Raw genomic sequence first — 232 nt, forward strand, 5'->3', positions numbered from 1 at the left:
TGTCAGCGCAGTTCGATTGTAGTCGTGGGGCAGATACTCACAAGGCTTTCGTGTAGAACACCCGGCGATAGCCGTCTTGCATTGCGCGGTGTGTCTCGGTGAAACCCTGGCGCGGGTAGTAGCGGATGTTCTCGGTCATGTGCTCGTTGGTGTGCAATTGCAGGCGCTGCAGTCCCATGTCGCGGGCTTGCGACGCGGCGAAGTCCAACAATTCGGTCCCGATACCCGCCCC

At 59.9% G+C, this 232-nt stretch carries 1 protein-coding gene; it reads right to left on the minus strand.

What is annotated here, in order from left to right:
* Positions 1 to 37: 37 nt before the first annotated feature.
* The coding region (locus SB717_RS39890; protein ID WP_410908897.1) for a GNAT family N-acetyltransferase at positions 38 to 232 on the minus strand (195 nt) is incomplete at its 5' end.

Origin of the sequence: Priestia sp. SIMBA_032 (assembly GCF_046535215.1) — a bacterium.
GTDB lineage: Bacteria > Bacillota > Bacilli > Bacillales > Bacillaceae_H > Priestia > Priestia aryabhattai.